Source organism: Flavobacterium sp. (assembly GCF_046153165.1).
Lineage (GTDB): Bacteria > Bacteroidota > Bacteroidia > Flavobacteriales > Flavobacteriaceae > Flavobacterium.
The window spans coordinates 55,429-78,706 of the sequence record NZ_JBJXEN010000074.1; the positions used below are offsets into that span (position 1 = coordinate 55,429).

At 30.8% G+C, this 23,278-nt stretch carries 23 protein-coding genes; 6 read left to right on the forward strand and 17 right to left on the reverse strand.

The window, feature by feature from the left end; translation table 11 throughout:
- Window positions 1-32: 32 nt before the first annotated feature.
- The 5 genes from asnB to recF are packed head-to-tail and all read right to left on the reverse strand — an operon-like array spanning window position 33 to window position 5,429.
- On the reverse strand, window positions 33-1,880 hold the full coding sequence (gene asnB, locus ACKVOV_RS08675) for an asparagine synthase (glutamine-hydrolyzing) (protein ID WP_409206366.1): 1,848 nt from the start codon (window positions 1,878-1,880) through the stop codon (window positions 33-35).
- 3 nt (window positions 1,881-1,883) lie between these two features.
- Window positions 1,884-2,945, reverse strand: coding sequence for a glycosyltransferase (locus ACKVOV_RS08680; protein WP_409206367.1), 1,062 nt, complete (start codon window positions 2,943-2,945; stop codon window positions 1,884-1,886).
- 9 nt (window positions 2,946-2,954) lie between these two features.
- Window positions 2,955-3,629, reverse strand: coding sequence for a DUF2461 domain-containing protein (locus ACKVOV_RS08685; RefSeq protein WP_409206368.1), 675 nt, complete (start codon window positions 3,627-3,629; stop codon window positions 2,955-2,957).
- A gap of 1 nt (window position 3,630) precedes the next feature.
- Window positions 3,631-4,323 (reverse strand): thioredoxin domain-containing protein, encoded by a 693-nt coding sequence (locus ACKVOV_RS08690; protein WP_409206369.1) that lies wholly within the window; start codon window positions 4,321-4,323, stop codon window positions 3,631-3,633.
- Between the two features lie 26 nt (window positions 4,324-4,349).
- Window positions 4,350-5,429: a DNA replication/repair protein RecF gene (gene recF / locus ACKVOV_RS08695; protein ID WP_409206370.1), complete on the reverse strand. Its 1,080-nt coding sequence runs from the start codon at window positions 5,427-5,429 to the stop codon at window positions 4,350-4,352.
- Between the two features lie 141 nt (window positions 5,430-5,570).
- On the opposite strand from recF, the gene ACKVOV_RS08700 reads away from it, so the two are divergent.
- The 6 genes from ACKVOV_RS08700 (at window position 5,571) to ACKVOV_RS08725 (ending at window position 11,778) form a co-directional block, all read left to right on the forward strand.
- Window positions 5,571-6,362 carry a tetratricopeptide repeat protein gene (locus ACKVOV_RS08700; RefSeq protein ID WP_409206371.1) on the forward strand — a complete coding sequence of 264 codons (792 nt, stop codon included), beginning with the start codon at window positions 5,571-5,573 and terminating at the stop codon, window positions 6,360-6,362.
- Between the two features lie 70 nt (window positions 6,363-6,432).
- Complete coding sequence (ribH, locus tag ACKVOV_RS08705; protein WP_409206372.1) at window positions 6,433-7,005, forward strand: 6,7-dimethyl-8-ribityllumazine synthase; 573 nt, start codon at window positions 6,433-6,435, stop codon at window positions 7,003-7,005.
- A 163-nt stretch (window positions 7,006-7,168) separates the two neighbouring features.
- Window positions 7,169-9,010, forward strand: coding sequence for a DNA mismatch repair endonuclease MutL (mutL, locus tag ACKVOV_RS08710; protein ID WP_409206373.1), 1,842 nt, complete (start codon window positions 7,169-7,171; stop codon window positions 9,008-9,010).
- The gene (locus ACKVOV_RS08715) at window positions 9,010-9,750 is read left to right on the forward strand and encodes a rhomboid family intramembrane serine protease (protein ID WP_409206388.1); all 741 of its coding nucleotides are present in this window, start codon (window positions 9,010-9,012) and stop codon (window positions 9,748-9,750) included. The genes mutL and ACKVOV_RS08715 overlap by 1 nt, the downstream gene beginning before the upstream one ends.
- 30 nt (window positions 9,751-9,780) lie before the next feature.
- On the forward strand, window positions 9,781-10,665 hold the full coding sequence (locus ACKVOV_RS08720; RefSeq protein WP_409206374.1) for a rhomboid family intramembrane serine protease: 885 nt from the start codon (window positions 9,781-9,783) through the stop codon (window positions 10,663-10,665).
- Between the two features lie 60 nt (window positions 10,666-10,725).
- Complete coding sequence (locus ACKVOV_RS08725) at window positions 10,726-11,778, forward strand: endonuclease/exonuclease/phosphatase family protein (RefSeq protein WP_409206375.1); 1,053 nt, start codon at window positions 10,726-10,728, stop codon at window positions 11,776-11,778.
- On the opposite strand, the gene ACKVOV_RS08730 is transcribed toward ACKVOV_RS08725, so the two are convergent.
- The 12 genes from ACKVOV_RS08730 to ACKVOV_RS08785 form a co-directional block, all read right to left on the reverse strand.
- Window positions 11,775-12,389 carry a WbqC family protein gene (locus tag ACKVOV_RS08730; RefSeq protein WP_409206376.1) on the reverse strand — a complete coding sequence of 205 codons (615 nt, stop codon included), beginning with the start codon at window positions 12,387-12,389 and terminating at the stop codon, window positions 11,775-11,777. The genes ACKVOV_RS08725 and ACKVOV_RS08730 overlap by 4 nt on opposite strands.
- A 93-nt stretch (window positions 12,390-12,482) precedes the next feature.
- The gene (lepB, locus tag ACKVOV_RS08735) at window positions 12,483-14,024 is read right to left on the reverse strand and encodes a signal peptidase I (protein WP_409206377.1); all 1,542 of its coding nucleotides are present in this window, start codon (window positions 14,022-14,024) and stop codon (window positions 12,483-12,485) included.
- 64 nt (window positions 14,025-14,088) lie between these two features.
- Window positions 14,089-14,793: a 4-hydroxy-tetrahydrodipicolinate reductase gene (dapB, locus tag ACKVOV_RS08740; RefSeq protein WP_409206378.1), complete on the reverse strand. Its 705-nt coding sequence runs from the start codon at window positions 14,791-14,793 to the stop codon at window positions 14,089-14,091.
- Between the two features lie 181 nt (window positions 14,794-14,974).
- Entirely contained in the window at window positions 14,975-15,553 is a 579-nt protein-coding gene (locus ACKVOV_RS08745) for a DUF5683 domain-containing protein (RefSeq protein ID WP_409206379.1), read from the reverse strand.
- Window positions 15,553-16,449 (reverse strand): ParB/RepB/Spo0J family partition protein, encoded by an 897-nt coding sequence (locus tag ACKVOV_RS08750; RefSeq protein WP_409206380.1) that lies wholly within the window; start codon window positions 16,447-16,449, stop codon window positions 15,553-15,555. The genes ACKVOV_RS08745 and ACKVOV_RS08750 overlap by 1 nt, the downstream gene beginning before the upstream one ends.
- A 3-nt stretch (window positions 16,450-16,452) precedes the next feature.
- A complete protein-coding gene (locus ACKVOV_RS08755; protein WP_409206381.1) occupies window positions 16,453-17,220 on the reverse strand; it encodes a ParA family protein in 768 nt (255 codons plus the stop codon).
- A gap of 207 nt (window positions 17,221-17,427) precedes the next feature.
- The gene (locus tag ACKVOV_RS08760) at window positions 17,428-18,309 is read right to left on the reverse strand and encodes an SDR family oxidoreductase (RefSeq protein WP_409206382.1); all 882 of its coding nucleotides are present in this window, start codon (window positions 18,307-18,309) and stop codon (window positions 17,428-17,430) included.
- Between the two features lie 92 nt (window positions 18,310-18,401).
- Entirely contained in the window at window positions 18,402-20,261 is a 1,860-nt protein-coding gene (locus ACKVOV_RS08765; RefSeq protein WP_409206383.1) for an ATP-binding protein, read from the reverse strand.
- Window positions 20,243-21,472 (reverse strand): DNA cytosine methyltransferase, encoded by a 1,230-nt coding sequence (locus tag ACKVOV_RS08770; protein WP_409206384.1) that lies wholly within the window; start codon window positions 21,470-21,472, stop codon window positions 20,243-20,245. Before ACKVOV_RS08770 ends, ACKVOV_RS08765 begins: the two co-directional genes overlap by 19 nt.
- Window positions 21,459-21,674, reverse strand: coding sequence for a helix-turn-helix domain-containing protein (locus ACKVOV_RS08775; RefSeq protein ID WP_409206385.1), 216 nt, complete (start codon window positions 21,672-21,674; stop codon window positions 21,459-21,461). The genes ACKVOV_RS08770 and ACKVOV_RS08775 overlap by 14 nt, the downstream gene beginning before the upstream one ends.
- Window positions 21,675-21,945: 271 nt before the next feature.
- Window positions 21,946-22,527, reverse strand: coding sequence for a transposase (locus ACKVOV_RS08780; protein ID WP_409206386.1), 582 nt, complete (start codon window positions 22,525-22,527; stop codon window positions 21,946-21,948).
- A 68-nt stretch (window positions 22,528-22,595) separates the two neighbouring features.
- Window positions 22,596-23,278: methylmalonyl-CoA mutase family protein (locus ACKVOV_RS08785; protein WP_409206387.1), on the reverse strand; the 683-nt coding region annotated here is incomplete at its 5' end.

Here is a 23,278-nt window from a genome sequence, read left to right on the forward strand (position 1 = left end):
TGAATTTATATGCAAAAATAGCATAAAGAATTTTAAACAAACTTTTCAAAGTAATTTTTTTGCCAAATATGTAGCATAAATAATGGTAAAATGTAAGGTATTATTTTCTTGTCGCCTTTTTCTATTTGCTCGACAATTTTTTTACCATTTATGTTTTCTAAAAAAGGCATATTAAAAATCTCACTTTTAGCAAAATCTTGTAATTCAGATTTAAATTTTGAATTAGAGACTAAATAATTTTCCCAAGGAGAACTTAAACCTATTTTTCTAAAGTTCAGAATTTCTTGAGGTAGTTTGTTTTCCATCGTCGATTTTAAGATGTATTTTCCTTTTTTTCCAGAAAATAATAATTTATCATTTAGGGTTCCTAATCCAGCGATTAATCGTTGGTCTAAAAAAGGCTCTCGACATTCTATAGATGCTCCCATTGTGCAACGATCATTTCTATCTAAAAGTGAACACATATAAGTATGCTGGTCAAAATATAACGCTTGTCTTTGCAAACTTTTAGGATATAATTCTTTTGCTTCTTTTAATATTTGATAACGATATTCATTAGCAGGCTTTTCCTTTTCTCCATAAAATGTGTTAATGTCATTAGGATAAATGCTTGTACTATTAAAGAGAATTAAATCTGAATTATTTTTAATATTCGAATATCGTAATAGTTTGTTATATCTCGGGTTTTTATTGAAATACTCTAAATGTCTTAGGTGAGAAATAGCGTTTAGTAATGAGGGACTTTTTAAAGCTTTATAACGAACATAACCTCCCATTAGCTCATCAGCACCTTCGCCAGAAAGCAACACTTTTACTTTAGAATTTGCTAATTTAGACACTGCAAGTAAATGAGGTTCATTTAGATGCATTATTGGTTCGTCTTGAAAATAGGTTGAGTTTAATAAACTATCAAAAAGGATGTCTCCTTCAACTTTTATAGAATTAAATTGATAATTATATTCTTCGGTAATATTTTTTGCTAAATAGGACTCGTTGTGTTGTTGTTCTGAAAAACCAATATTAAATGTTTGAATATTTTTGTAATTCTGATGATATAATGAAGATAAAATAGAGCAAGAATCTAATCCTCCACTAAGTAAAATACCAACAGGAACATCACTTACCATACGTAGTTTTACCGATTCGAAAAATGTTTCTTCAAACCATTTTTTTGGATTAAGAATAGGACTATGATTTTGAATTTCTTCTTTGAGATTCCACCATTTTTTAGTTTTTGTATTTCCATTTTCATGGATAATCATATAGTGTCCTGGTAAAATTTTATTTACATTATTGTATAAAGTATTTTCCCCAGCCACAAATCTGTTAAAGAAATACTCTTCAAGTCCGTTTGCAGATATTTGTATTGGAATTCCAGCTGCAAAAAGTGCTTTTTGTTCTGATGCAAAGTATAAGGTGTTTTGATATAAAGAATAATATAGAGGTTTTACGCCCATTCGATCTCTTACAAGAACGAGTTTTTTTTCTTCTTTATCCCAAATAGCAAAAGCAAACATTCCGTTTAGACGAGGTAACATATCTAAACCATATAGTTCGTATAGTTTGAGTAAAACTTCTGTGTCGGAACCTGATTTTAGTTTAATTCCTTTATTTTCTAATTCAGGATAAAAATCTTTATAATTGTATATTTCTCCATTAAAAACGAGAATATATCTTCCGTTTTCAGAATAAAATGGCTGATGTCCTGCTGATGAAGTATCTATGATAGATAATCGTCTGTGACCAAGACCAATATTTTTGTCGATAAAAAAACCAGCATCATCGGGTCCTCGATGTTCAAGAACATCTCGCATTTTTAACAGTTGATTTTCATCAACAGATTTATTGTTTAAATGTAGAATCCCGTTTATACCACACATATATTAATTTATTTTTCTACTAATTAATTTATGGTATTCATCTGCTATTTTTTTCATATTAACAGTATAATTGGCATTTTCTTCTATAAATTTTCTGTTTTCAAGAACTGCTTTTTGTCTAATTTCTGAATTTTGAAAAGCCCAAATAATTGAATCTGCTAATATTTCAATATTTTCTGATTCAACTAGGACTCCGTTTTCTTTTTGTTTAACCCAACTTCTATTTCCAGGCAAATCGGTTACAATAGGAAAGCTTCCACATGCCATTGCTTCAAATAATGATGCAGAAACACCTTCAGTTGTAGGCATACTTATGTAAAAGTTTGATTGTTGTAAAAGTTTTGGCAAATCGTGATTGTTTATTATTCCTGTAAAAATTACTTTGTCTTCGATTTTTAATTCTTCCGAAAGCAATATAAGTGATTTTTGCATAATTCCACCTCCAACAATTGTTAATTCAAATGGAATATTTTTTTTATTTAAAATAGCAAAAGCTTTTAAAATAATATCATGCTTGTATTCTGGTAATAAAGATCTTGTAACGATTGCTTTTATTATGGGTTGATTATTGTTATTTTCGAATTCAAAAAAGCTTAAATTAATTCCTTTTGGTAGGATCATTACTTTAGACATATCTACATTGCTGTTTTCCATGTGTTTTGCCATAACAGGTCCCCAAGCATGTATTAAGTCAGCTTTTTTAAAAGCATAATCTTGAAGAATTTTTTTTAAGGGATACAATGGTGAGTTTTTTGGCCATAAATCCGTTATTCCTTGTTGGGCAATAGCTATTGGTTTTATTCCTGAAAGTGCTGCAAGAAATCCGTAACTTGTAGTTCTTTCTGCAATAACCATATCTGCATCAAATTTTTTTGCAGCGCTTTTTATCGTTAGAAATGATTTAGCAAGCTCCATAAGTCTTTTTAGTCTGGAAACTCCTGTGCTTCGGGTTTGTAGTTCCCAAGTTACAATTTCGAAATCACCAAACTCCTTCAAGCCATTCATCCAAGTAATTGCATCGGCTCTATAAGTTTCTCCAAGGAAAAGAATTCTTCTTTTTTGCATTATAATATTTTATTCTTCAGTTTCTAAAGCTCGATTTAAAAACTCGTTTAATGGTTTTAAAGCAATTAATTTTTGTGCTATTTTTTTTGAAAAATCTTTATCTAAAAATAATTTATCGTCAATTTTTTGCGAACAAGTATAACTTTTTAGTTTTAGAAATTCGATAGCAGGATGGTTTGGTTCGTAGCCTTTTGGGGCTTTTTTTAATAAATTATTTTCTTCTCGAGTAATTTCTTTGAATTCTTTTTTGAAAGTTGGATTGTTTACAATCGCTTCTAAATCATCATGGAAAAAAGCAATTTCTTTTCGAATGCTTTTTAGTTCATTTGCTTCGGGACACCAAACACCACCAGCTATAAAAGAACTTCCTTTTTCAAAATGAATGTAATAACCAGGGCTATTTTTTCTATTTTTATTAGTGCTTAACCAAAGTGCAATATTGGTTTTGTAAGGTTGCTTATCTTTAGAAAATCTGATGTCACGATTAATACGAAAAGTACAATTTTTAATTTCTAATTGATCCAACGATTTGTCTAAAGGTTTCATTTCTTCTAGAACTGATGCAACAAACTGATGGTAATCTTTTTTATAATTGTCGTATCGCTTTTTGTTGGCATGCATCCATTCGGTATTGTTATTGGCTTTTAGGTCGTCAATAAACTGAATTGCTTCTAGGGTAATCATTTTATAAATGTTTTGTTAAATCTTCTTCAGTAATATAACCGACATTTCTCCATACTTCTTTACCGTTTTCATAAAGTATGATTACAGGTAAACTATCTAGTTTTAGAGCATCTACAAGAGTTTTATTTTTATCTGCATCTAATCTTACGATATTTATTTTGCCTTTCATTTCTTCTTGCATTTTGATGATGTATGGGCCCATTTTTTTGCAAGGAGCACACCATTCAGCATAAAAATTAATCATTACTTTTTTGTCAGATTTTAATAATTCCTTAAATTCTTGATCACACATTCCTATAATTTTGTCACTTGGTTTGGCCATGCCGCTAGCGTTCCATTTCATAATACCACCATCTAGGTTGTATATGGTTGTAAATCCTAATTCTGCTAGTTTTTTAGCTGCTTGACCGCTTCTTCCACCCACTTTACAGTATACAAAAACAGGTTTTGTTTTGTCATAATTACTGGCTTTAGCTACAAAATCGCTTCCGTTCCAGTTTACATTTGTTGCATTTCCAATATGTTCTACAGCATACTCTTCGGGTGTTCTAACATCGAGTAATTGAGGGTTTTCGGTCGTTTGTAGTTTTTCTGCAAAAGCTTTTACGTCGATGGTTTGTATTGCTTTTGAAGTTTGCCCTTTACAACTTGTAAAAAGTAAGCTGATAAGTAGAATAGAAATTATTTTTTTCATTTTAAATTTTTTAGCTAATATAACAATTAAAGATTAAATATTTTATAACTCTGATGAGTCATTTTTACAATATTTTCTGTTCGCTCGGAATGTGTGTCGGAAATGAATAATTGACCAAAATCATCATTATTTACCATAGCTACAATTTTTTCGACACGAGTTTCGTCTAGTTTGTCAAAAATATCATCGAAAAGTAAAATAGGTTTCTCTCCACTTTGTTTTTTTACAAACTCAAACTGAGCTAATTTTAAAGCAATTAAAAAAGATTTTTGTTGTCCTTGTGAACCAAATTTCTTAATAGGATAATGCTCGATATTAAAGGATAAATCATCTTTATGAATTCCAACACTTGTATATTGTAAAGCTCTGTCTTTACTTATGTTTTCTTGTAAAAGAGATAATAAATCTTGATTTTCTAACTGACTTTCATATTCTAATTGCACCGTTTCGGCTGAATTAGAAATACTTTGATAAAATGAATTGAAAATGGGAATAAAATCGTTTAAAAATTGTTTTCTTTTTTTGAAAATATTTTTTCCTAAATCATTCAATTGTTCATTATAAATATCTAAAGTTCCAGTTTCGAAAACACGATTTACTGCAAAATATTTGAGTAATGCATTACGCTGACTTAATACTTTTTGATACAAAATTAATTCTTGTAGATATTGATTGTCTAATTGAGAAATTACGCTGTCAATAAATTTTCTTCTCGTTTCGCTTCCTTCTCGAATTAAATCAGCATCAGTTGGAGAAATAATTACCAATGGAATAAAACCCAAATGATCAGAAAATTTCTCATATATTTTTCCGTTGCGTTTCAGAATTTTCTTTTGCCCTTTTTTCAAACTGCAAAGAATATTTTCGGTTCTTTCTTGTTTTTCGAATTCGCCGTCAATTACAAAAAAATCCTCATCATGTTTTATATTTTGAACAGCCAATGTGTTAAAATAACTTTTGCCGAACGATAAATGATAAATTGCATCGAGTACATTTGTTTTTCCAACGCCGTTTTTCCCTACGAAACAATTTATTTTATGTTCAAATTCGAAACTAGCGTCGTTAAAATTTTTAAAATTAAATAAAGAGATTTTTTTTAGATACATATAATAGGTAGAAATGTCCTTTTTAGACTATATATTGTGGGACATTTCAATTAGGATTGCAAATTATTAAAAATAACCGTAAAACATCTTTTATTTATGAATAAAAATTTTATTTTTGCAACTCATTAAATTAAACTATAAATGGCAACTTATAATAAAAGAGGATATAAAGCTCCAAAACCTGAAGAAGAAAAAGTAGAAACTGACGTAAATGATATTGAAAATGCAATCAATATTGATGAAAAAGACAGCGCAACTGCGGGTGTTTTTAATACATTAGACGAAACTGCTTCTAGAACAGAAGAATTTGTAGCAAAAAACCAGAATATCATTTTATCTATTGTAGGTGGTATTGCGTTGCTTACAGCAGGATATTTATTGTATAATAAATTTATTTCTGGACCAAAAGAAAGTGAAGCTGCAAGTGATATGTTCCAAGCACAACAGTATTTTAAGAAAGCTGTAGAAGGAACTGCAAGCGATTCATTGTATAACTTAGCTCTAAATGGAGGAGATGGAAAACAAGGTTTTCTTGATATTATCAAATCTCATTCAGGAACTGATGCTGGAAACTTAGCAGAATACTATGCAGGAATGGCTTTGTTAAATACAAAACAATATCAAAAAGCAATAGATCATTTAGCAAATTTTAAATCAGATGATGCTTTTACAAATGCTATAGCACTTGGAGCAACAGGAGATGCTTATTCTGAATTAAAAAAACCAGAACAAGCTTTAGAGTTTTATATAAAAGCAGCAGAAAGTAACAAAAATGATGTGACTACACCACGTTTTTTACTAAAAGCAGGTCAAACATCCATGTCTTTAGGTAAAAAAGCAGATGCATTAAAATATTTCACAGATATTAAAGACAATTTTGAAGCAACTCCGGAAGCTCAAAATATAGATGCTTTAATTGGAATGGCACAATAAATTTAGATTTAGGCTTTAGATTCCAGATTTTTCTGAAATTTTAAACCTTAATCTGCAATCTTAAATAAAGATGGCTACAGCAAATAAAAATTTATCTAATTACGATAAAAACACAATCCCAAACGCGAAAGATTTTCGGTTTGGGATTGTTGTTTCAGAATGGAACGATCATATTACCGAAGGATTATATTCGGGTGTAATTGAAGCGTTAACTGATTGTGGTGCGTTGCACAAAAATATCATCCGTTGGAATGTTCCGGGAAGCTTTGAGCTTGTTTACGGAGCAAAAAAAATGATTGAAACACAAAAACCTGATGTAGTAATCACAATAGGTTGTGTGATAAAAGGAGAAACAATGCATTTTGAGTTTGTTTGCGAAGGCGTGACACAAGGTGTAAAAGATTTAAATGTTTTGTCTGACGTTCCTACTATTTTTTGTTTGCTAACTGATAATACCGAGCAACAATCTATTGATAGAAGTGGAGGAATACACGGAAACAAAGGTACCGAAGCTGCAATTGCAGCAATAAAGATGGCTTATTTGAGACAACAAGCTAATTTGGGACATCAGTTTCAAAGTGAAAAATTATTAAGTGCAAATCAGTTACAAATAGAAGGTTTGCCTTTGAAGATTGAGGAGTAAATTATATAAATTACAAAATAAGAAAACCTACTAGATATTTTAGTAGGTTTTTTCTTTTTTAAGAAACCTTTAGGAACAAAATCCAAAACCTTTTCCTTAAATTTGTAAGCGATGGTTTTTAAACCAATACCTTACTTAATAACTCAAAACCTAAAATTCAATAGTGTCAAGTATAATACAATTACTTCCTGATCATGTTGCCAATCAGATTGCTGCTGGAGAAGTCGTTCAACGACCTGCATCAGTGGTCAAAGAATTGTTGGAAAATGCTATCGATGCAGGAGCAAGCGATATTAAACTAATTTGTAAAGAAGCAGGGAAAGTATTGGTTCAAGTGATCGATAACGGTAAAGGAATGTCGGTTACTGATGCGAGATTGTGTTTCGAACGTCATGCTACTTCAAAAATTCGTCAAGCAGAAGATTTGTTTGATTTGCATACTAAAGGTTTTCGTGGAGAAGCTTTGGCATCTATTGCTGCCATTGCTCATGTAGAGATGAAAACCAAGCAAGATCAAGAAGAATTAGGTACTCATATTATTATTGAAGGAAGTAAATTTGTATCTCAAGATGTGGCTGTTTTGCCCAAAGGAACTTCATTTTTAGTCAAAAATTTATTTTTTAATATTCCTGCGAGACGTAATTTTTTAAAATCGGATATTGTTGAATTGCGTCATATTATCGATGAATTTCAACGTGTAGCTTTGGCACATCATAACATACATTTTACTTTTTATCATAACGGAAGCGAATTGTTTAATTTGCCACAATCGAATGCGAGACAGCGAATTGTAAATATATTTTCGGGTAAAACCAATGAGAAATTGGTTCCAATTCAGGAGACTACCGATATTTTATCGATACAAGGATTTATAGGAAAGCCAGAATTTGCTAAAAAAAGTAAAGGGGAACAATTCTTTTTTGTAAATGATCGATTTATAAAAAGTGGCTATTTGCATCATGCTATTATGAATGCATACGAAGGTTTACTTCGCGACGGAGCACAACCAAGTTACTTTTTGTATTTGAATGTACCTCCACATACTATTGATATTAATATTCATCCCACAAAAACAGAAATTAAATTTGATGACGAACAAGCTTTATACGCTATTTTACGTTCGGCAGCGAAACATAGTTTGGGACAATTTAATGTCGCTCCAGTTTTAGATTTCGAAAGAGATTTTAATCTAGATACACCTTATAGTTACCAAAATAAAGAGGCAGAAACGCCAACAATTCAGGTAGATAGTAATTTTAATCCATTTCAAGAAGAAAAAAAACAATCTAACTTTAGGTATAAACCAAAAACAGAGAACTTGCCACATTGGGAAAGTTTATATGTTGGTTTAGATACAAAATCGATAGATATTGGCGAGATGAGTTTTGAATCGGAAACAGTTACAAGTTCTTTATTTTCTGATTCGGAGGTAGAAAAAGCACCAACAACAACCTATCAAATTCATAAAAAATACATTGTAAATCCTATAAAATCAGGAATGTTAATTATAGATCAGCAAAGAGCGCACCAACGTATTTTGTATGAACAATTTTTAACCAATATCACAATTCATCAAGCCAATAGTCAACAATTATTATTTCCGATAACTTTATACTTTTCAGGAAACGAAATCGCATTAATACAAGTGATACAACAATCGCTAGAAAGTACTGGTTTTGTTTTTGAATCCATAAATAATGACTCGATTGTTATTTCGGGATTACCAGTTACGGTTTCTGAAAGTGAAGCTTCAATAGTTTTAGAGCAATTAGTAAGCGATTTGCAAGAAGAAGTTCCAGATAGTAGTTTTAGCCAAATGGATAGTATGGCAAAAAGTATGGCAAGAAGTTTGAGTGTAAAAACAGGAACTTATCTTACCGAAGAAGCACAAGTAAACCTAGTAAATAATTTATTTGCGTGTAAAGAAGCAACAGTTTCTCCTTTTAATAAAACAACTTTTATCACGCTAAGTGTAGAAGATTTAGATAAAAAATTTAGTATATGATGAACAATATGACACCAGTAGTTAAACAGTTACTGATAATTAATATTATATTTTTTCTTGGAAGTATGGCTGTGCCAAATGCCGAGAAACTTTTAGCTTTGTATTATTTTGAAAATCCAAATTTTAAGTTTTGGCAACCTATTACACACATGTTCATGCATGGTAGTTTGATGCATATTGCTTTTAATATGTTTGCTTTAGTTTCTTTCGGTAGTTTATTAGAAAATATTTGGGGAAGCAAAAAGTTTTTATTTTTTTATTTTTCATGTGGATTGGGAGCTGCTTTAGTACATTCAGGAATGAATTATTATTATTTTCATGATAGTTTAAATATTCTAGAAATAAATGGAAATAAAGTTCCAGATGTTTTAAGGATTTTAGTTGAGGGGAAATACGACACTTCTTGGCAAGAGGTTTTATCAACTTCACAATTTGACAATTTAATATCTTCATTTTCTGTTCCAGCTGTAGGTGCTTCAGGTGCTATTTACGGATTATTGATAGCTTTTGCTTTTATGTTTCCAAATGCAGAATTAGCACTAATGTTTATTCCAGTTCCTATAAAAGCAAAATATTTTGTTCCAGTTTTGGTTGGTCTAGATTTATTTTCAGGGTTAACAGGTTATTCGATTTTTGGAGGAGGGATAGCCCATTTTGCCCATGTTGGTGGTGCATTAATAGGTTTTATTATCATGTGGTATTGGAAGAAAAACTCTTTTAATAACAAACGTTGGAACTAAAGTACTAATTAGTAATTTCAAAAAATAAAAATGAATATTTTAGACGATTTAAAACTGCAATATAAAAATGGCGATATGGCTACCAAATTAATTTTTTGGAATCTATTGCTATTTGCTATTCCCGAAATAGTATTTGCTATTTTACAATTGTTCCATATTAATATTAATTATTTTAATTATGTAGCCTTGTCCAATCATTTTAGCGATTTAGTATTGCAACCTTGGACAATTATTTCTTATGCTTTTTTTCACGGCGGTATTTTGCATTTGGTTTTTAATATGATAATGCTTCATTTTGCAGGAAGATTGTTTGTTACGTTTTTTACGCAAAAACAATTATTTGGTTTGTATGTTTTGGGTAGCCTATTTGCAGGAATTATATACTTAGTTTGTTATACTTTCTTGCCATCATTATCTAATCAAAACACACTTCTAGTAGGTGCTTCAGCATCTATTATGGCAATTCTTTTTGCGACAATGACTTACCAACCTTTTATGGATATTCGTTTAGCGTTGTTAGGTTCTGTCAAGCTTTGGCATATTGCGATATTGTATTTGGTTGTCGATTTAATTCAATTGCCTCTAGAAAATACTGGTGGACATCTTGCACATCTTGGCGGTGCTTTGTTTGGGTTTATTTGGGTTAAATTTTTGCAAAACGGAACCGATTTAACTAGTGGATTTAATGCAATAATCAATTGGTTCTCCAATTTGTTTTCATCAAAAAAAGCAACACCATTTAAAAAAGTACATCGCAACCCAAAACCTATAAACGTTGTTAAAACAGCGAGCAAAATTGTAACAAAAGACAAAACCCAACAACAAATAGACGAAATTCTAGACAAGATTAGTAAATCAGGTTATGATAGTTTGACTGTTGACGAAAAAGAGTTTTTATTTAAAGCAGGGAAATAAGATTCGAAATTTCTGACAAAAAAATCGTTTATTTGTACTGGAATTCAATAAAGTAAGAAGATGAAGAACCTCTCTTGGTTTAATAAATTAGCTTTTTTTTGTAATATAGTTTTAACTATATTGACTTTCCTTGCTTATTTTTTACCATTTTTGGCACCTAATTGGTTTCCATTTTTATCAGTACTTACACTAATACTACCTTTTTTTTTAATACTTAATGGTTTGTTTTTTGTGTATTGGTTTATGCAATTTAAAAGACAAATGATTTTGTCTGGATTGGTTCTTATTTTAGGGATTACCTTCGTTAATAAATTTTATAAATTTTCTTCAAAAGATATAGAGACCTCCGATAAAGATTTTGTTGTTATGAGTTATAATGTCCGATTGCTAAATCTTTTTAATTGGATTCCACGAGATAACGTAGCGCAAGATATTTTGCATTTTGTAAACGAAAACAACCCAGATGTATTGAGTATTCAGGAATATTCGACTTCTGCTTCTGCTAAAATTGATTTAAAAATATATCCATACCGAGCGATATTCATGCACGGAAATAAAATACGAACTGGACAAGCTATTTTTTCTAAATTTCCCATTGTAAACGAAGGAGAATTGGTTTTTCCAGAATCTAATAATAACGCCATTTTTGCAGATATCAAAATTGGAAAAGACTTAGTGAGATTTTATAATATCCATTTACAGTCTATTAAAATTTCTCCCGATGTTAAAGAAATTAATGAAAACGTAGAAGGAATAAATAAAGAAAAATCTCAAATTATTTTTAATAGAATTAGTGAAGCTTTTAAAAAGCAACAGCAACAAGGTGAGATTATTATGAATCATAAAAAATCATGCAAATACCCAATTGTAATTTGTGGTGACATGAATAACAGTGCCTTTTCTTATGTTTATCGAAGTATAAAAGGGAATATGCAAGATTGTTTTGAAGAAGCAGGAAAAGGCTTCGGACAAACATATAGTTTCAGATATTATCCTGCACGTATAGATTATATTTTTGCCGACAGCAAAATGCATGTAAAAAAATTCACTAATTTCCCTGATTTTGTAAACTCAGATCATCTTCCAGTAATGACAAGATTGTCTATTGACTAAAGTTGCAACGTTTGATTTTTTAAATAATCTAATGCAAATCGTCCTTCGTTAAACAGCAAATCTAGAATGCTTAAATTGTTTATAAAACCCTGTTTTTCTTGGAATACTTGTGTGTAAGAATCGAAAGTATTAGTATCTTTTTTTCCGTTTGCTAAAACGCGAAAATCATTTAAACCATTAGCTTCATGAAAATACTCTATTGTTTTTTGTGGTGCAAAATCAAGCTTTAAACATTTTGATACAATTTCTATGGTTTCAATATTTAAATCCATCAAAAAAGTATGTTTTTTTGTAAAAATTGGCATTAGCGCATCTTCATAATACTCGAAAAAAGGAGAATTTCTGTAGGAAGCTTCTAGTGTCTTGAAATGTTGTTTTTGCCAATCGAAAGCCGTTTCTAGCTTTACATCTTTAGTCATTTGCTTGCTATTCGAGTTTTTCACAGGAATATTCAGCATAAAAGATCCATTTGGACTATACAAATACATTCTGTTTCTGTTCGTCTGTTTCTGGAAATTATCTTCCATTTCAAGCGTAACAGTATCAGCTTTTGCCATTGCCACAAAATGACTTATAGATGGAAAATAGGTTGGGTGTAGTAATATGTTCATTCGGTTATTTGTGGATTTGGTTATTTGTTTTTTATTTAATAGTTTAATCTAACTAAACACATTTCAGATTAAACTATTAAACAAATAACCGAATTATGCTTTTTTTCTTTTTCTAAAGAAATCGAATCCAAACCAGCCTACTAAAAGTATTAAGAAATATTTGAAGTAAGAAGTTGGTTGCCCGTCTCCTCCAACAGTACAAAACAATCTATTCCAACGAATTTTATCTAAGGCTTGAGACCATGGTAAATTAGGATCTAAACTAAACCAAATAAATACTGGTTTTCCCACTACGTGATCAAACGGTACAAATCCCCAATAACGACTATCTTCTGAGTTGTGACGATTGTCTCCCATCATCCAGTAATAATCTTGTTGAAATGTATAGTTTACTACGGGTTTGTCATTTATATATATTTGACCTCCTTTTTCTTCTAATTTATTTCCTTCATAAACAGTAATTAATCTTCTATAAAAAGGTAAAGATTCTTTGTTTAGTGCTACTGTTTTCCCCGCTTCCGGAATATAAATAGGACCATAATTATCTTGACTCCAATTTTGATTGTGTGGAAAAAGCCTATGATCAGGTTCTGTACTGTTATTTCTTACGATAGATTTTATAGCAGGAATTTGTTTAAGTTTTTTCGCTGCATCTTCTGTAACTGCTGCAAATACATATTTGTTTGGACCAGTTGGATATATTCCATCTGTGATTTGTAAATCTTCAATTATATATTTTGCATCCAAATTAGAACCATCAGTAATAATTGTATAAGAATACTGTGGTTTTGCTCTTTCTGGAAGAATTAATCTTTTATTATTAATATAAACATCACCATTTTTTATCGATAGATTATCACCAGGAATACCTTGACAACGTTTTACATAATTTGATCGTTTATCAAGAGGTTTGTCTATGTGTCTTCCTGAAGGATCACGGAACATATAAACTGTATCTGCTGGCCAGTTGAAAACGACAATATCATTGCGTTTTATAGCTTGTAATCCAGGAAATCTAAATGATGGTAATTGCGGAAAGTTTAGGTATGATTTAGTTTTAATAAATGGAATACTATCATGAACCATTGGTAAGGCAATCGCTGTTTTAGGTGTTCTTGCTCCGTAATGAAATTTGCTCACAAATAAGAAATCACCAACTAATAAAGATTTTTCTAAAGAAGAAGTTGGGATGTTAAACGGCTGCAATACATAACCATGTACTAAAGTTGCTACTATAATAGCAAATAATAAAGAACTTATAGTATCACCTGATTTGCTAGTAGCAACTAGACTTCTATCTCTTTTATATTCTACATTTTCAAAATAATTGATGTAATAGATATAAAAACCAAGTGTAGCTACACCAAGAATAGTATCTTTTGTACTGTTTTTTCCAAAACTTCTTAAAGTTTCTACCCACACTATGATAAACATAATTAGGTTTACGATAGGTACAAATAATAAAGCTGTCCACCATGTTGGACGATTGATGATTTTCATTAAAACTATGGCGTTATACACAGGAATTGCTGCTTCCCATGATTTTCTACCTGCTTTTTCGTATAATTTCCATGTTCCTAAATAATGTACTACTTGAAGTACTAGGAAAAAGATAAACCATTGTAATATTGTCATAATCTGTTGATTTGGTTATTCGTTTATTTGTTTAATCGTTTATTTGTAATATAAGGCTAACAATCTAATTACCTAAATTTAAGACATCTTTCATCGTAAAAACGCCTTTTTTATTAACAAGCCATTCGGCAGCAACAACAGCTCCAAGCGCAAAACCTTCACGGTTGTGAGCAGTGTGTTTTATTTCTATTTGGTCTACACTAGAATCATAGAAGATGCTGTGTGTTCCAGGTACATTTTCTATTCGTTTGGCATCAATTAAAATATCATTTTCTGTAGGATTATTTAATGTCCAACTAGTATAATCGGAATTATCTATAATATCTTTTGCTAAAGAAATTGCTGTTCCACTTGGTGCATCTAACTTTTGCGTGTGATGAATTTCTTCCATCGAAACTTTGTATTGTTTTAGATTTGACATCATTTTTGCCAAATAATTATTCAATTCAAAGAAGATATTTACACCTAAACTAAAATTTGAACCATATATAAAACTTCCATTTTTGGACTCACAAAGCGAAACGATTTCGTTATAACGTTCTAGCCAACCTGTGGTACCACATACTACTGGTATATTAGTATCAAAACATTGTTTTATGTTACAAACGGCACTGTCTGGAATACTAAAATCGATAGCAACATCTGCATTTTCAAGGCCTTCATAGCTTGATGTGCTTGATTTTTTTAATACAATTTCGTGACCACGTTCTAAAGCAATTCGCTCTATCACTTTGCCCATTTTGCCGTAACCTAGCAATGCAATTTTCATTAAGTTCTATTTTTAAATTTTGTTATTAATATAACTAATAAAACACCACTAAGTAATCCGATAGTGAAAATTTGTAAAAAATCGATTGTCCTAATTGATGAAGCGATTTCGGATGAACTATATCTAACTATTGCTCCAATTAGAAAAAAAATTATAACAAATACATTTAGCTTTTTCATAATTAAAAATTATAATTTATGGTTACACCTAAATTTTGAGTATAGTCGGTATCACTTTTATAAATATCGGGTCTAACAGTTAATTTTCCATTTACATTAAATTGGCGTAAATGACCGTCAACATTAGCATCAACAATATTTAAAATATATAGAGCAACAGTTACAAGCAAAGACAAATCTTTTTGACGTTGAAATTGTTTTTGTGCATCAATTAGTTTTGCTTCACTTAAATATACGCCACCATTGTTTTGATTATTAAACGCATCGGTACTTTGTGTGCCTAAAAGCAATCGCTCTTTGTAGGCATCACGATATTCAGTGTATTTTTTTTTGTTCCAAGAGTAAGCATAAATTCCTGTTCCAATAGCTGCAAAAACAATAGGTACTTTCCAGTACTTTTTATTGTACGCTTGTCCTAATCCAGGTAAAAGTGCCGAATAAAAAGCAGCTTTGGCAGGTGCTAATGGGTTAATTTTTGTTGTTGTAGTGTCTAAAGCAATTAGTTTTAAATCATCTTGGCTAAATCCAGAAAAATTCCCGAAAACAGTGACAAAAAACACTATGTAAAACCAATTTTTCACTAACCTTTTATTAGTTTAATAATTCTATTAAAATCTTCTTCAGAGTGAAAAGGAATTGTAATTTTTCCTTTTCCGTTTCCAGCTACTTTTACATCTACTTTAGTACCAAAATAATCATTAAATGATTTTTTCTCATTTTCATTAATTTCAAATGAAGATGATTTTACTGTCGATTCCATTTTTGGTTTCAATCCTTCTTGGTAGTTTTTTACCAAAGCTTCGGTTTCACGAACGGAAAGGTTCTGACTGACAATTTTTTGATAAATATCAGTTTGAATGTCATGATTTTCGACATTTATAATTGCACGACCGTGTCCCATGGAGATGAATCCGTCGCGAATTCCTGTTTGAATAATCGGATCTAATTTTAATAAACGCAAATAATTAGCCACTGTCGAACGTTTTTTACCTACACGATCACTCATTTGTTCTTGTGTAAGTTGAATTTCGTCGATTAATCTTTGGTACGACAAAGCAATTTCGATTGGGTCTAAGTCATGACGTTGAATATTTTCGACCAAAGCCATGGTTAATGATTCATTATCATCGGCCAAACGAATATAAGCGGGAACAGTAGTTAAACCCACAATTTTTGAAGCACGCAAACGACGTTCTCCAGAAATTAATTGGTATTTGTTAAACTCTGTTTTACGAACTGTAATGGGTTGAATAACACCTAATTCTCTAATAGAAGTAGCCAATTCTTGTAAAGAATCTTCATTAAAATTAGTTCTAGGTTGAAACGGATTTATTTCGATAAGATCTAACTCTAATTCGATAATATTTCCAACAACTTTATCTGCATTTTTATCTTTAACAGAGGTAATATCATTTTCAGGATCTTTCAATAAAGCGGAAAGACCACGACCCATTGCTTGTTTTTTTGCTAGTGCCATATATTATTTAGCATTTTTTTTAATAATTTCGTGAGCCAAACTCAAATAATTTGCAGCTCCTTTACTTGTTGCATCATAGTTTATGATACTTTCTCCGTAACTTGGTGCTTCACTCAACTTAGTATTTCTTTGAATAATAGTTTCAAAAACCATATTGTTAAAGTGTTTTTGAACTTCCTCTACTACCTGATTAGATAATCGAAGACGAGAATCATACATTGTTAGTAACAAACCTTCAATATCTAATTCAGGATTGTGTATTTTTTGAACACTCTTTATCGTGTTTAATAATTTTCCTAAACCTTCCAATGCAAAATATTCGCACTGAATAGGAATCACTACAGAATCGGCAGCAGTCAAAGCATTTAACGTTAGTAAACCCAATGATGGCGCACAATCTATAATGATATAATCGTATTTGTCTTTAACAGAAGCTAATGCTTGTTTAAACATATATTCTCTATTTTCCTTATCTACTAGTTCAATTTCAATAGCGACTAAGTCAATATGAGCAGGAATAACATCCACATTTGGTGCCGTACTTTTTATTATAGCCTCTTCGGGAGTATTGCTGTGTTCGAGGATTTGGTAAGTTCCAATCTCGACATTATCTACATCAATTCCTAATCCAGAACTGGCATTTGCCTGCGGATCAGCATCAATTAATAAGACTTTTTGTTCTAAAACACCTAGTGATGCTGCTAAGTTTATAGATGTTGTAGTTTTTCCAACACCACCTTTTTGATTAGCAATTGCAATGATTTTACCCATTTTATTTTTGAAATTTTGAGTCGTAAAAATACAATTTTTTATGAGTTTAGGAAATCTTATTTGTTAACAAAATTGGAAATTTCAGATTTCAGATTTTAAATCTCAAATTTTGGATTAAAAACGATTGATTTTAGTCACTTATTTTGATAAAAAAAAGTCAGAATAAAAATTTAATCTGACTTTGTTATTTTATAATTTGAAAAACTTCTATTTATTCTTCTTTGCTTTAATCATCATTTCTAGCATATCCCACATTTCTGCTGGAATCTCTTCTAAAATATTAAACTGTCCAGCACCTTTTAGCCATTCACCACCATCAATCACGACTACTTCACCATTAATATAAGCAGAAAAATCGGAAACCAAATAAGCTGCTAGATTGGCTAATTCTTGGTGATCTCCCACACGTTTTAAAGGCACTTTCTTAGCCATATCAAATTTTTCGGCAAGATCTCCAGGCAATAATCTGTCCCAAGCTCCTTTTGTAGGAAATGGTCCAGGTGCAATAGCGTTCATACGTATTCCGTATTTTGCCCATTCTACCGCCAAACTTCTAGTCATAGCAAGAACACCAGCTTTTGCTGTAGCACTTGGCACGACATAAGCAGAACCTGTCCAAGCATAAGTAGTTACAATATTTAAAACATTACAATTGGTTTGTTTGGCATCTATCCAATGTTTTCCAAAAGCTAGCGTACAGTTTTTTGAACCTTTTAGCACGATGTCTATTACGGTATCAAAAGCATTTGCCGATAATCTTTCGGTAGGAGAGATGAAGTTTCCTGCGGCATTGTTTAACAACACATCTACACGACCAAACGTTTTTAGAACCTCGGCCAACATCGCTTCTACTTGGTCATAATGACGCACATCACATTGCAATGGCAAGCATTTTCCGCCAGTTTCGGTTTCTAATTCTTTGGCTGTATTTTGCAATTTTTCTAAGTCACGAGAAGTAATGGCTACTTTTGCTCCTAATTCTAGAAAATATTTTGTCATGGCTTTACCCAAGCCACTTCCGCCACCAGTTACTACAATTACTTTGTCTGAAAGCGCATTATCACGAAGCATTTTTGCTGAAAAATTCATAGTTTTTTATTTTGATTTTCAAATGTAGTAAAAATATTTATTATGCATGCATAGTAAATAAAAAATTGTGTAGTTTTTGATTTAAATTGCTTTTACTTCGCTGTATGTTCATTATATGTTTCAATAAATTCTTTATGATATTCCTTTGATTGTTCTAATAATTCTCTATAAGTTTTAACAAATACCTCACCAGAAGATGCATATGTCTTTTCTTTATTCTTATAAAGGTTGTCTCCAGATTTTTCACCACCAACAACATAACAAACAACTTTTGAAAAGCCACTTACCGAAGAATACTTATCTTTTAAAAAAGCACCATACTCATACGCTTGTTCTAATGCATCTTTATTAACTTTAAAATTACTTCTTTTAATTTCTATTACATATAAAATTTCTCCCAATGCATTACTGCATAAAAAATCTATTCTTCTATCCTTAATATCTAAGTTATCATCTGGATAATTTTCTTTTAATAATTTAGTATACGTAACTTCATCTCTAAATTCTAGAATCCTTGGATCCAGTAGCCAAGAGAATTTTTTAAGAAAATTATGTAATGTAGGGACTTCTTTAGTGTTAGTATTTATATATTCTTCAAATTGTTTTATTACTTCTATTCGTGTTATTGCTAAATCTCTATATTGCTTAGCTTCAATTGATTTCCAGTCATCCATTAATTGTAATAAAATTGGAATATCTTCAGGTCTTGAAATATCAGCTATTTTTGATGCATAATCTTTAAAAGTCTTATTTTCAAATTTGTCAATTATATTACCAATTATATCTGAAGATTCATCAATATCAATATTTGAATTCTCTAAAATTGGATTGATTATTTTATCGCTTAATTCTCTCTCGTATGGAGGCAGCTTGTTTCTCCAATCTAAAATATCTAAATCTTTAGTGCTTTTTAGAGCTGCAATTTTTGAATTACTTCTTTTGGTTTTCCATTCATTACCTATTTTTTTAATTATAATTTGAAGATAATTTTGTAATTCTCTTGTTTTATCATTTTCCCAGTTCAATGAATGCCTATCAGTTGAAATTACATCTTCTTCGAAGTCATCAATAAAATCTACTTCTAGATAACCAGTAACATATGTATGAAATTGGTCATTATCTCTTAACCCATAAAAACTGGCTGTATTTACTATTTTTCCTCTGGAAACTAAATATACACCTGACATTTCAGTGTCCTTTATAGGTGTTTCAGTAGTAAATATTTTACCTTTTACTTCGGTCGAATATTCATAAAGATCTAAGTGTTTTTCGTCGGGAAATAACCATTCAAACTGATTATTTAAACCTTCAAATTTTAACTCATTAGTTACATTTATATTGTCTTTGTTTTTCTCTAAAAGAGAAACTTTCATTTTATCAAAAATTAAGAATTTTTTTGAAAGACTTATTGAAATATTCTTTAGGTCAAAAGAAGATTTTCTCCTAATTTTTTTTAACTTTATTATAGTTCCATTTTTTTCGTTTGTAGGTGTATTTTTTTCTAAAATTAATTCTGGAGAATAAATACCGCCTTTGCTTTCTTTTATTTTAGCAACATCCATCCTAAAATGGTTTTTCACGTTATCTCTTACAGAAATTACTTCAACAATATCAGATATTCCAAACACTGATAACTTACCCAATCCCTTTTTCCCTATAAATTTTCTTCCTTTTATACTTTGTTTTTCGTTGATTTCATTTCTTCTATTTCTGCCAATAACTAAGTATTTTTCATTTAATTCTTGGAAAGTCATACCTGTCCCGTCGTCACTATATATAATCTCTTTTTCACTATCATTATCTAAAAACTCAATTTTAACAATATCTGCATCAGCATCCCAAGAATTGGACACTAATTCTGATAAAACACTTGGTAATTTTGAATATAATGAGATTCCTAAATGTTCAATTGTATTAGGGTCAAATTTTAAAATTAGTTTTTCTTCTGACATAATAATTCTTTCATTTTTTTAGCAATAGCATTCGCCATTAAGGGCGGAACTGCATTGCCTATTTGTTTAAATGCGGCTGAGCGTGAACCTTCAAAGAAAAAATCATCTGGAAAGGATTGTAATCTTGCTGCTTCACGAACAGAAATAGAGCGACATTGTTTTGCATCTGGATGAATGTAATAATGTCCATCTTTAGCAATATGTGCCACAACAGTATGTGAGACACCAAGGCCATCGACTACTTTGTATCTATCAGTAAAGGATGTTTCGTTTTTGTGTGTTTTTAATTCTTCTGGTAAATCAGGATATCGTAATCTTTCTTTTCCTTTATTCCATTTTTCAATAGCGGTTTTGTATATCGCTAAATCTCTATCATTATGAGGTCTTGAAATATGTTGTGTGACAAAATCTACACCATTTCTTAATTCAAATTTTTGAAGATATTCGTTTTTGCTTGTTGTATAGTTTGTTGATTTAAATCCTTCACCTGGTTTTAATTTTGGTAAATCTTCAAAAGCATCATTAACTTTAAAATCTTGAATTATTTTTTCAAATTCTGGAAATCCAAAATCATTTTCTTTTTTCCATCCAACAATGATAATTCTTTTTCGAGCTTGCATCACACCAAAATCAGAAGCTGTTAGAGTTTCATGATGTACTTCATATCCAAGTCTTCTAAAATAAGCTTTAAGATTCTTAAAATGTTCTCCTTTTTGAGCTGTTAGAAGTCCAGGGACATTTTCAAAAATAAATGCTTTTGGTTGAAATTCTTTTAAAAATCTACCGTATTGAATGTATAATTTATTTCTTGGGTCTTTTTCAATATCTTCTTGATGTCTTCTCAATAAAGAATATGCTTGACATGGTGGACCACCAATAATTAAATCTATTTCTTTTCCAGATTTTTTAATAGTTTTAAAAATTCCAGAAATAGTTTCGTCATTTATTTCAATATTAATAACTGAATTTAGAATTTCTTCAGGAATTTGAAGATACAATTCACTTTGTGGAACTTCACCTTTGATATATTTATAATATAATTCAAGGTTATTTATTGATTTCAAATAATGATAAGCAGCTCTAGTTTTTATAGTTAAGCATGCTTCTGGATTCATTTCAATATGAGATACGGGATTAAAGCCTGCTTTTATGAAACCTTCAGACATTCCAGATGCTCCAGCAAACAAATCTATAAAGTTAAGATTCTTCATAATCAAATAAATCTTGGATTTTAATTTCAAATGCTTTTGCAAGTTTTTCAATGATGAGTAAGGAAACATTTCTTGTTCCTTTTTCGATATCAGAGATATAGGTTCTATCTATATTGGAAATATTAGCTAAATACTCAATAGAATAGCCTTTTTGCTCTCTTAAAGTTTTAATTTTATTCCCGAATTTTTCTTTTAAACTCATATGCTGTAAATTTAGGCTTGTGTGGACAATTGACCCGATGACAGTTGACCTCATTCGGTATTTAAAATTATCATGTGGCATTAGGATTTAGCACAAAAAAAACACCAACTTCTCAGTCGGTGCTTTTATAATTATTTTGTTTCTATTTATTTTAATCTGCCAATAAAACTTCCAAAATACTAATCGCAGCTTCGCTAATTTTAGTTTTTCGGTTTCTACACCTGACAGGTTTTTAAAACCTGTCAGGTGTTCATTTTGTCTCAACTAAAATTTAAATTCCTAATATTGTTTCAATTGAAAAATCATTACTTTTTAACTCATGAACATATTTGAAATTTTCTAGATCTTCAAATATTTCAATAACCTCATTCCTTCTAAGTTTTGTTGGTTTATCTGAGAGGCAAGTAATATAAGAACTCCAAGGATAATTTAAAGGATGGTCACAAATATTATGATGTACGGGATTATTATGAATGTATGCTATAACATTCTGAAAATATTTATTATGATTTATTTCTTTTCTTCTAAAAGGTCTCTCAAAAAGAGAGCCATGTCTGTTATAACTTTTGTTAAAAGCTTTCGTGTATGCATTAAATAAATTTGAAAAAGATTGTGAAGGTTGGATTTTCTTTTCAGTATTCAGCTCATCAATATCTTTTATTCTAACTAAAAAATGAAAATGATTTTTCATTAAACACCAAGCATAAGTTTCGGCTATTGGGTCAATGTGTGTGTCATATAATCTTAGAAAATACTCATAATTATCATTCTCTTTAAAAATAGTATCACTGTTTATACCTCGATTGTATATGTGATAATATTTTCCATTCTCTAGTGGTTGTACGGCTTGCATAAAAATCTATTGGCTTATAAAATTACACCTAACAGGTTTTTAAAACCTGTCAGGTGTTGAGTGTTATATTATTCGGCTATCAAAACCTCTAAAATACTAATTGCAGCTTCACTAATTTTTGTTCCAGGACCAAAAACGGCAACGGCTCCAGCATCAAACAAATATTGGTAATCTTGTGCGGGAATTACACCACCCACAATCACCATAATGTCTTCACGACCGTACTTTTTGAGCTCTTCAATCACTTGAGGAACCAATGTTTTGTGTCCAGCGGCAAGTGAGGAAACACCCAAAATATGCACGTCGTTTTCTACGGCTTGTTTGGCAGCTTCGGCAGGCGTCTGGAATAAAGGACCTATATCGACATCAAAACCAACATCGGCATAACCTGTAGCGACTACTTTTGCACCTCGATCATGTCCGTCTTGTCCCATTTTTGCAATCATGATTCTAGGACGACGGCCTTCTTTTTTGGCGAATTCGTCGGCTAGTTGTTTTGCTTTTTCAAAACTTTTGTCGTCTTTTATTTCTTTACTATACACGCCACTAAATGTTTTAATTTGTGCTTTGTATCGTCCGAAAACGGTTTCTAATGCATCTGAAATTTCGCCTAAAGTGGTTCTGTTTCTAGCCGCTTCTACCGCTATTTCTAGCAAATTACCTTCGCCAGTTTGTGCACAAAGTGTTAATTTTTTGAGTGAATCTTGAACTTTTTCAGTATCACGAGTTGCTTTTATTCTGTCTAATTGTT

What these genes read in the sequence shown, in the direction of transcription:
- asnB (WP_409206366.1), bottom strand. Translation starts at nt 1,880, where the DNA reads ATGTGTGGTATAAACGGGATTCTACATTTAAACAATAAATCTGTTGAT.
- ACKVOV_RS08680 (WP_409206367.1), bottom strand. Translation starts at nt 2,945, where the DNA reads ATGCAAAAAAGAAGAATTCTTTTCCTTGGAGAAACTTATAGAGCCGAT.
- ACKVOV_RS08685 (WP_409206368.1), bottom strand. Translation starts at nt 3,629, where the DNA reads ATGATTACCCTAGAAGCAATTCAGTTTATTGACGACCTAAAAGCCAAT.
- ACKVOV_RS08690 (WP_409206369.1), bottom strand. Translation starts at nt 4,323, where the DNA reads ATGAAAAAAATAATTTCTATTCTACTTATCAGCTTACTTTTTACAAGT.
- recF (WP_409206370.1), bottom strand. Translation starts at nt 5,429, where the DNA reads ATGTATCTAAAAAAAATCTCTTTATTTAATTTTAAAAATTTTAACGAC.
- ACKVOV_RS08700 (WP_409206371.1), top strand. Translation starts at nt 5,571, where the DNA reads ATGGCAACTTATAATAAAAGAGGATATAAAGCTCCAAAACCTGAAGAA.
- ribH (WP_409206372.1), top strand. Translation starts at nt 6,433, where the DNA reads ATGGCTACAGCAAATAAAAATTTATCTAATTACGATAAAAACACAATC.
- ACKVOV_RS08715 (WP_409206388.1), top strand. Translation starts at nt 9,010, where the DNA reads ATGAACAATATGACACCAGTAGTTAAACAGTTACTGATAATTAATATT.
- ACKVOV_RS08720 (WP_409206374.1), top strand. Translation starts at nt 9,781, where the DNA reads ATGAATATTTTAGACGATTTAAAACTGCAATATAAAAATGGCGATATG.
- ACKVOV_RS08725 (WP_409206375.1), top strand. Translation starts at nt 10,726, where the DNA reads ATGAAGAACCTCTCTTGGTTTAATAAATTAGCTTTTTTTTGTAATATA.
- ACKVOV_RS08730 (WP_409206376.1), bottom strand. Translation starts at nt 12,389, where the DNA reads ATGAACATATTACTACACCCAACCTATTTTCCATCTATAAGTCATTTT.
- lepB (WP_409206377.1), bottom strand. Translation starts at nt 14,024, where the DNA reads ATGACAATATTACAATGGTTTATCTTTTTCCTAGTACTTCAAGTAGTA.
- dapB (WP_409206378.1), bottom strand. Translation starts at nt 14,793, where the DNA reads ATGAAAATTGCATTGCTAGGTTACGGCAAAATGGGCAAAGTGATAGAG.
- ACKVOV_RS08750 (WP_409206380.1), bottom strand. Translation starts at nt 16,449, where the DNA reads ATGGCACTAGCAAAAAAACAAGCAATGGGTCGTGGTCTTTCCGCTTTA.
- ACKVOV_RS08755 (WP_409206381.1), bottom strand. Translation starts at nt 17,220, where the DNA reads ATGGGTAAAATCATTGCAATTGCTAATCAAAAAGGTGGTGTTGGAAAA.
- ACKVOV_RS08760 (WP_409206382.1), bottom strand. Translation starts at nt 18,309, where the DNA reads ATGAATTTTTCAGCAAAAATGCTTCGTGATAATGCGCTTTCAGACAAA.
- ACKVOV_RS08765 (WP_409206383.1), bottom strand. Translation starts at nt 20,261, where the DNA reads ATGTCAGAAGAAAAACTAATTTTAAAATTTGACCCTAATACAATTGAA.
- ACKVOV_RS08770 (WP_409206384.1), bottom strand. Translation starts at nt 21,472, where the DNA reads ATGAAGAATCTTAACTTTATAGATTTGTTTGCTGGAGCATCTGGAATG.
- ACKVOV_RS08775 (WP_409206385.1), bottom strand. Translation starts at nt 21,674, where the DNA reads ATGAGTTTAAAAGAAAAATTCGGGAATAAAATTAAAACTTTAAGAGAG.
- ACKVOV_RS08780 (WP_409206386.1), bottom strand. Translation starts at nt 22,527, where the DNA reads ATGCAAGCCGTACAACCACTAGAGAATGGAAAATATTATCACATATAC.